9 protein-coding genes are annotated in these 7,837 nt (G+C 70.3%); 5 read left to right on the forward strand and 4 right to left on the reverse strand.

Features of this window, described 5'->3' with window-relative positions:
• Positions 1 to 37: 37 nt before the first annotated feature.
• From ACWGSM_RS13410 to ACWGSM_RS13425, 4 genes are read right to left on the reverse strand one after another with little or no spacing between them, the layout of a single operon-like run.
• The gene (locus tag ACWGSM_RS13410) at positions 38 to 337 is read right to left on the reverse strand and encodes a COG4315 family predicted lipoprotein (RefSeq protein ID WP_452323413.1); all 300 of its coding nucleotides are present in this window, start codon (positions 335 to 337) and stop codon (positions 38 to 40) included.
• A gap of 22 nt (positions 338 to 359) precedes the next feature.
• Positions 360 to 1,607 carry a hypothetical protein gene (locus ACWGSM_RS13415; protein WP_452323414.1) on the reverse strand — a complete coding sequence of 416 codons (1,248 nt, stop codon included), beginning with the start codon at positions 1,605 to 1,607 and terminating at the stop codon, positions 360 to 362.
• Positions 1,608 to 1,616: 9 nt separating this feature from the next.
• A complete protein-coding gene (locus tag ACWGSM_RS13420; RefSeq protein ID WP_452323415.1) occupies positions 1,617 to 2,147 on the reverse strand; it encodes a DUF6264 family protein in 531 nt (176 codons plus the stop codon).
• Positions 2,144 to 3,187: a 4-hydroxy-3-methylbut-2-enyl diphosphate reductase gene (locus ACWGSM_RS13425; RefSeq protein WP_452323421.1), complete on the reverse strand. Its 1,044-nt coding sequence runs from the start codon at positions 3,185 to 3,187 to the stop codon at positions 2,144 to 2,146. The genes ACWGSM_RS13420 and ACWGSM_RS13425 overlap by 4 nt, the downstream gene beginning before the upstream one ends.
• Positions 3,188 to 3,423: 236 nt before the next feature.
• On the opposite strand from ACWGSM_RS13425, the gene xseA reads away from it, so the two are divergent.
• From xseA to ACWGSM_RS13450, 5 genes are all read left to right on the forward strand, one after another.
• Positions 3,424 to 4,701, forward strand: coding sequence for an exodeoxyribonuclease VII large subunit (gene xseA, locus ACWGSM_RS13430; RefSeq protein WP_452323416.1), 1,278 nt, complete (start codon positions 3,424 to 3,426; stop codon positions 4,699 to 4,701).
• An 82-nt stretch (positions 4,702 to 4,783) separates the two neighbouring features.
• Positions 4,784 to 5,014, forward strand: coding sequence for an exodeoxyribonuclease VII small subunit (locus ACWGSM_RS13435; protein ID WP_452323417.1), 231 nt, complete (start codon positions 4,784 to 4,786; stop codon positions 5,012 to 5,014).
• A complete protein-coding gene (locus tag ACWGSM_RS13440) occupies positions 5,011 to 5,652 on the forward strand; it encodes a DUF4245 family protein (RefSeq protein WP_452323418.1) in 642 nt (213 codons plus the stop codon). Before ACWGSM_RS13435 ends, ACWGSM_RS13440 begins: the two co-directional genes overlap by 4 nt.
• A complete protein-coding gene (locus ACWGSM_RS13445; RefSeq protein WP_452323419.1) occupies positions 5,649 to 6,323 on the forward strand; it encodes a carbonic anhydrase in 675 nt (224 codons plus the stop codon). Before ACWGSM_RS13440 ends, ACWGSM_RS13445 begins: the two co-directional genes overlap by 4 nt.
• A complete protein-coding gene (locus ACWGSM_RS13450) occupies positions 6,320 to 7,714 on the forward strand; it encodes a class II fumarate hydratase (RefSeq protein ID WP_452323420.1) in 1,395 nt (464 codons plus the stop codon). The genes ACWGSM_RS13445 and ACWGSM_RS13450 overlap by 4 nt, the downstream gene beginning before the upstream one ends.
• Positions 7,715 to 7,837 lie beyond the last annotated feature (123 nt).

A 7,837-nucleotide genomic window follows, 5' to 3' on the forward strand; every position in this document is an offset into this window, starting at 1 on the left:
CCCGGGACCCGCAGGTCCCGGGCATCCCTCTCTCGTCTCAGCCGGCCATCCGCTCCCCTGCCGGCCTCAGCATCCACCAGACGCCCTTGACGCCCTGGCCGTTGACGCCGCCGGTGGCGCTGTCGCCGGCGAAGTAGTGCAGCGGCCAGCCGTTCGGCGTCACCCGCATCCTGCCGTCGGCGGTCTCGATCGTGCCGAGCTCGCCGGTGACTCCCTCGGCCTTCGTCGTGCCGCCCGCAGCGATGAGCGACGGCCAGTTCTGCAGCCACGCGCCGGTGCAGGCACTCGTGTCACCGTGGTCACCGGGGATGCCGGGACGCGCGCCGTGGGGAAGCATCTGAGCGGCCGACTGCGGGTGCTCAGCGTGTGACGGTTCGGCGCACCCAGATCGCCAGGTCGATGACCGCGTCGATGACCATCAGCACGCCGAGACCGCGCCACAGCGGAGAGCGGGCGCGGACGGCGGCGACCCCGGCGGCGAGTTCAGTGACGCTGACCGCAGCGCCGATCGCGGGGCGCTCGCGCAGGAACCGCGCGACGCGCGGCAACGGCCGGTCCCTCCGCGTCAGCGCCGTGATCTCGCCGATGCCGGCGACGGCGAGATCCGCCACGGTACGCGGCCAGCCGCGTGGGGTGAAACGGCGACCGGCCGCACGCTCGTCGACCGCCGCGGCGATGAGCGATTCGGGAACCCCGAAGGCGGCCACGAACGCCCGGATGCGCTCGAGTTCGCCGGTCACTCCGCCGAGCGCCTCGGGAGCGCATGCCCGCAGCGCCGTGTCGACGTCGACCGCGTCGCCCAGCGCGAGCTCCTGCAGCTCGTCGGTGGTCCCGTCGGCTTCGCGCAGCATCCGGCGATAGACGTCGGCGCTCTCAGGCACCGCGATGGCGTCGATGTCGAGCACGGGCTGGGTGAGGCGCTCGATGTTCGGCCAGAACATGCCGGTGCGACCGCCTGCCGTCACCTCGAGCCACGCCTCGCCATACTGCGGCAGGTTCAGTTCGATGATCGGCTCGTCGGCGCCGCCGCCGGAGAGCGCCATGTGCGGTTGATCGGTCGCGTAGCGGTACAGCGACCAGGTTCCGTCCTCGAGGTAGTCGACGTCGACGCCGGTCATCTGCGCGGTGATCCGCGCACCCCAGGGACCGCGGCGCGAGAACTCCGCGACCTGCACCGGCAAGACGCCGAAATCGACATCGCCGTCCGAATCGGGCATCCCGAATCCGCCGAGGTCGCCTGAAGCCGCCGCGGGGTCGTCGAGCTGCTCGAACGCCGCACCGAACTCCTCGTCGAGTTCCTGGTCGACCTCTTCGAGGGCGTCATCGGAGGAGCCGAGGTGCAGGGTGAGGGCCTCGGCTTCGAACAGCTGCTGCAGCGCGAGCGCGCTCAGGTCGAATCGCAGCCGGCCATCGTCGTCGAGGGCCACGACGTGGCCGCTCTCGGTGACCGGGATGAGGAAGACGGCCTCTTCCCCGTCGAAACCGCGACAGGCGGCGAGCACGAGCTCCCTGCGCAGCACCTCGACGGCGGTCGTGGTCGGGTCATCGCCCGCGACGGATGCGACCGAGGCGTAGCTGACGTGGAACGCGATCTGCTCTGCTGTCACCCTTCGAGGCTACCCGGCGGGAGGCCTGAGCAGCCCCGTGGTGAAGGCGGGGTCGCTGAACATCACGATCGAGACGCAGGCCGAGACCAGCGACATCGTGACGGCGAATCCGACCAGCGGGATCCACCATGCCGACTTGCCGCGCTTCAGCTGGCGCAACGACAGCCACGCCGTGGCCGCGTAGCCGAACAGCAGGATGACGACGGCGACGACGCCCCAGGTGCGCGCGGCGGCGTAGTTCGTGAACTCGCCGTCGATACCGATCATCTTCATCGACTCGGTCAGCGTCGACGACATGTTCACGAACTGCGGGATCGACGAGAGCACGTTCACCAGGCCGAGACCCAGCAGCACGAGAGTCACCAGACGCCCTGCCGGGCGTGGGGCGACCGGTCCTCCGGCATCCGGCGCGGGGGTCGGCGCCGGAGCCGCTGCGGGGGCGGATGCCGCCGGCTCGGCGTTCAGCGGAGGCAGCCCGGCGCGCGCACGCTGCTCCTCGGGGGACGCGTACTCGCCGTACTGCGGCCGGTCGACGCTCATGCGCGCGAGACCCGCCCGCCCAGGGCGCGCTCGTCCCGCTTGCCGGAGAGGTCCTGTCGAAGCTCCTTCGGCAGCGAGAACATGAGGTCCTCCTCCGCGGTGCGCACCTCTTCGACGTCGGCGTAGCCGGCCTCGTCGAGTGCATCGAGAACCTCGCGCACGAGCACCTCGGGCACCGAGGCGCCGCTGGTCACGCCGATCGTGCGCACTCCGTCGAGCCACTCCTGGCGGACCTCATCGGCGTAGTCGACGCGGTACGCCGCCCTGGCGCCGTACTCGAGCGCGACCTCGACCAGGCGCACGCTGTTCGACGAGTTCGCCGAGCCGACCACGATCACGAGATCGGAGTCATTGGCGATCTTCTTGATCGCGACCTGGCGGTTCTGCGTGGCGTAGCAGATGTCATCCGACGGCGGGTTCTGCAGCTCGGGGAAGCGGGTGCGCAGCCGGTTCACCGTCTCCATGGTCTCGTCGACCGAGAGCGTCGTCTGCGAGAGCCAGACCACCCTGCTCGGGTCCTTCACGACCACGGTGTCGGCCTCGTCGGGCGAATTGACGATCGTGACGCGGTCGGGCGCGTGGCCTGCGGTTCCCTCGACCTCTTCGTGGCCGTCGTGACCGATCAGCAGGATCTCGAAGTCGTCGCGGGCGAAACGCACGGCCTCACGGTGCACCTTGGTGACCAGCGGGCACGTGGCGTCGATCGCGTGCAGTCCCCGGTCGGCGGCGCCCTGCACGACCGCCGGTGAGACGCCGTGCGCGCTGAAGACGACATGGGCGCCCTCCGGCACCTCGTCGACCTCCTCGACGAAGATGGCGCCCTTCTTCTCGAGCTCGGTGACGACGTGGATGTTGTGCACGATCTGCTTGCGCACGTACACCGGGGCTCCGTAGCGCTCGAGGGCCTTCTCGACGGCCACGACGGCGCGGTCGACACCCGCGCAGTAGCCGCGCGGAGCGGCCAGCAGCACGCGCTTCTCACCGTCGACCGGACGGTTCTCGAGACGGGCGCGCTCGACGGCGCGACGACGGGTCGGAATGTGCGGCACGGGCAGCGAGACGGCGGTTGAACTCACCCCTCCAGTCTACCGACGCCACCTGTTCACGGGCCGGGAGCGGTCGGGGGGTCGAGCCGCCCCCGGGGCCGACACTCCACATGTCGGACCGATTCGCGGCATCCGTCCGACATCTGGAGTGTCGGCCCCCGGAATGCATCGCCCGCCCGGCCCGTGGTCGCTGTGCTCGCCGTGTCGGCGGCATCCGGAAGAATGGCCGGGTGACCGTCTTCGAAGCCACCGCGATCCCCGGCGAGCCGCCTCCCGCCGATTCGGTCGCCCCGCGCGACTCGACCCCGGCGGCGCCGACCTCGGTCGCGCGCCTGAACGGCACCATCCGCGACTTCATCGCGCGCTGGAATACCGTCTGGGTCGAGGGCGAGATCACCTCGTGGAACCTCCGCGGGGGCAACGTCTTCGCGCGTCTCAAAGACACCCGCTCCGACGCGCAGATCTCGATCCGCGTCTGGTCGAGCGTGCGCCCGCGCATCCCCGCCGACCTCGCGGTCGGCGATCACGTCGTCGCGGCCGTCAAGGCCGACTACTTCGTCAAGGGCGGCGACTTCAGCTTCACCGTCTCGGCGATGAAGCACGTGGGCCTCGGCGACCAGCTCGAGAAGCTCGAGAAGCTGCGCGTGCAGCTGCGGCAGGAGGGCCTGTTCGACTCCTCCCGGAAGAAGCCGCTGCCGTTTCTGCCGCACTGCATCGGGCTGATCACCGGCGAGCGCTCGGATGCCGAGAAGGACGTGCACCGCAACGCCGAGCTGCGCTGGCCGCAGGTGCATTTCCGCACCGAGCATGTCGCCGTGCAAGGCGATCGGTGCGTTCCCGAGGTGCTCGCGGCGCTGCAGCGGCTGGATGCCGATCCCGACGTCGACGTCATCATCATCGCCCGCGGCGGCGGCGACCCGCAGACACTGCTCGGCTTCAGCGACGAGCGGCTCGTACGCGCGGTGGCAGCCGCATCCACTCCCGTCGTCAGCGCGATCGGGCACGAGAACGACCATCCGCTGCTCGACGACGTCGCCGATCTGCGCGCGTCGACACCGACGGATGCCGCGAAGCGGGTCGTTCCGGATGTCGGTGAGCAGCGCGCGATCGTCGCCCAGCTGCGTGCGCGGGCGACGACCCGTCTGACGCAGCGCATCTCGCATGACATCGCGCAGCTCGAGCAGCTGCGCTCGCGTCCGGTGCTGCGCTCACCTGATCCGATCATCGACGACCGCGCCCAGGAGGTGTGGCTGCTGGCATCCCGCGGCCGCGACACCGTCACCAGGGCGCTGGATGCCGCTCACCGATCCACCGCCGAGCTGCGCGCATCGCTGCGCGCCCTCTCCCCCGCCGCAACCCTCGCCCGCGGCTACGCCATCGCGCACCTCGACGACGGACGCATCCTCAGCGACGCGGCCGATGCGCCGGCGGGCACGGCGATGACAGTGACTGTCGACCGCGGTTCCATACGCGCCGTGTCGGAGGGGCAGATCCCGGAAGCGGGCTGATCAGCCCCGAGGGCAGCGCACGCCGAGGTTCTGCGCGCAGGCTGAGGGTCGGCGATGTTCGACACGCCGGTAGGATGGGGGCGTGACTGCCCCCAGCGACTCCCCTCTCGAAGACCTGTCGTTCGAGGCGGCGCGCGACGAGCTCGTGCGCGTGGTCGCCGAACTCGAGCAGGGCTCGCCCACCCTCGAGCACTCCCTGGCGCTGTGGGAGCGCGGCGAGGCGCTCGCCGCCCGCTGCGAGGAATGGCTGCTCGGCGCGAAGCGCCGTCTCGATGCCGCCCGCGACGCGGCATCCGGTGGAGCGGGCGAATGAGCCGCGAACCCCGCGTCGTCGCAGGTCTCGGGCGACCTGAGACCGCGCAGGAGACCGCCGACCGCAAGGCTGAGGCCAGCCGGGTCTACCGCTCGAGCCAGACGTTCCGCAACCTCATCGCCGCGCTGATCGTGACGGTCGCCGTGGTCGCGATCGTCGTGCTCGGTGTGCCGCGCGGCGAGGTCGCCGAGCGCCCGGCGATCGACGTCGCGGCGATCGCCGCTGACGTCGAGACGTCGATGCAGCGCCCCGCGCTCGTCGTCGAGGCCGACGACTACTGGCGGGTCAACGACGCCACCCTCTCGGGTGGCAGCACCCGGGTGTGGACGATCACCCTCGCCCCCGCCGCCGACGACGCACGCGGATTCGTCCGTGTCGCGCAGGCTTTCAGCGCCGATGTGAGCTGGGCGCCGCAGGTGCTCGACGGTATGGCCCCCAACGGATCCACGACGATCGACGGTCGCGAGTGGGACGAGTTCGACCTGAGTGGCCGCGGCTCCGCGAACATCACGTACGCGATCGGGACCCAGGCCGGGCCCGACTACATCCTGCTGTACGGCTCGCAGACGCCCGGGGCGACGGCCGAGCTGGCAGAGACCCTGTCCGCACAGATCGACGACCTTGAGGAGGCCGAATGACCGCAACGCTCACACCCGCTGAGGCTTGGCGGGAGATGCTCGACGGCAACAGGCGATTCGTCGCCGGCACGCCGGCGCACCCGCATCAGGACGTCTCCAAGCGCAACGAGCTGGCCGAGGGTCAGGCGCCCATCGCGACGCTGTTCGGATGCTCGGACTCGCGCCTCGCCGCCGAGATCATCTTCGACAAGGGCCTGGGCGACCTGTTCGTCGTACGCAACGCGGGACAGGTGATCGGCGAGTCGATCGTCGCCAGCCTGGAGTACGCGGTCGGCATTCTGAACGTGCCGCTCATCGTCGTGCTCGCGCACGACTCGTGCGGCGCGGTGCGCGCGGCGATCGACGGCACCGCCATCGACTCCGCTCCGCTCCCCGCCGGCATCTGGAAGCTCATCGCACCGATCATCCCGGCAGCACGCAAGGTGCTCGCCGAGACCGGCGGCACGACGCCCGCCGACATCGACGCCGAGCTGGTCGGGCGCGAGCACCTGCGCAACACCGTCGCAGATCTGCTGCACTCGTCCGAGATGATCAGCAACGCCGTCGCCGACGGCCGGCTGGGCATCGTGGGCGCCAACTACCGCCTCGCAGAGGGCACCGCGGTGCCCGTCGTCACTGTGGGGGTCGACACGGAGAGCATCGCCTCCGCTTCCGAGAAGGGATCGGCATGACCGACATCGAGTACCGCATCGAGCACGACACCATGGGTGAGGTGCGCGTGCCCGCGACGGCGCTGTACAGCGCCCAGACCCAGCGCGCCGTCGAGAACTTCCCGATCTCGGGCCAGGGTCTCGAATCGACGCAGATCGCCGCGCTCGCCCGGGTCAAGAAGGCCGCCGCGCTCGCCAACAAGGAGCTCGGCACGCTCGACGGCGCGATCGCGGACGCCATCGCTCAGGCGGCCGACGAGGTGGCATCCGGCAAGCATGACGGCGAGTTCCCCGTCGACACGTATCAGACCGGCTCCGGCACCTCGTCGAACATGAACATGAACGAGGTGCTGGCGAACCTGGCATCCGGAATCCTCGGCTCGACCGTGCACCCGAACGACCACGTCAACGCGTCGCAGTCGTCGAACGACGTCTTCCCGACGTCGGTGCACATCGCCGTCACCCAGGCGCTCATCGACACCCTCATCCCCTCGCTCGACCACCTCGCGGTCGCCCTCGAGGCGAAGGCCGAGCTGTGGAAGGCCGTGGTCAAGGCGGGGCGCACGCACCTCATGGACGCGACCCCGGTCACGCTCGGCCAGGAGTTCGGCGGCTACGCCCGCCAGCTCCGCCTCGGCATCGAGCGCGTGCAGTCGGCGCTGCCCCGCGTGGCGGAGGTTCCCCTCGGCGGCACCGCTGTCGGAACCGGGATCAACACCCCGCTCGGCTTCCCGCAGAAGGTCATCGAGCTGCTGGCGGCCGAGACCGAGCTGCCGATCACCGAGGCGAAGGACCACTTCGAGGCCCAGGCCAACCGCGACGGGCTCGTCGAGGCGTCGGGCGCGCTGCGCACCATCGCCGTGTCGCTGACGAAGATCAACAACGACCTGCGCTGGATGGGCTCGGGTCCGAACACGGGTCTCGGCGAACTGCACATCCCGGATCTGCAGCCCGGATCGTCGATCATGCCCGGCAAGGTCAACCCGGTCGTCCCCGAGGCTGTGCTCATGGTGTGCGCGCGCGTGATCGGCAACGACGCGACCGTCGCCTGGGCCGGCGCATCGGGCTCGTTCGAGCTGAACGTCGCGATCCCCGTGATGGGAACCGCGCTGCTCGAGTCGATCCGCCTGCTCTCGAACGCCGTGCGTGTGCTGGCCGATAAGACCATCGACGGCCTCGAGGCCAACGTCGAGCGCGCTGCCGCGTTCGCGGGCATGAGCCCGTCGATCGTCACGCCGCTGAACAAGGTCATCGGGTACGAGGCTGCGGCGAAGATCGCCAAGCACTCGGTCGCCAAGGGCATCACGGTGCGCGACGCGGTCATCGACCTCGGCTACGTCGAGCGCGGTGAGATCTCGGAGGAGGAGCTCGACGCGAAGCTCGACCTCCTGTCGATGACCCACCCGGGCTGAGCCGGGCCCCGGCGCTTTCGGCGTCTCCGTGTTGCCGCGTTACCGCGTTACCGCGTTACATTCCGGGGGCCGACACTCCAGATGTCGGACGTTTCTCCACGATCCGTCCGACACCTGGAGTGC

It is taken from the genome of Microbacterium sp. NPDC055521 (assembly GCF_053619695.1).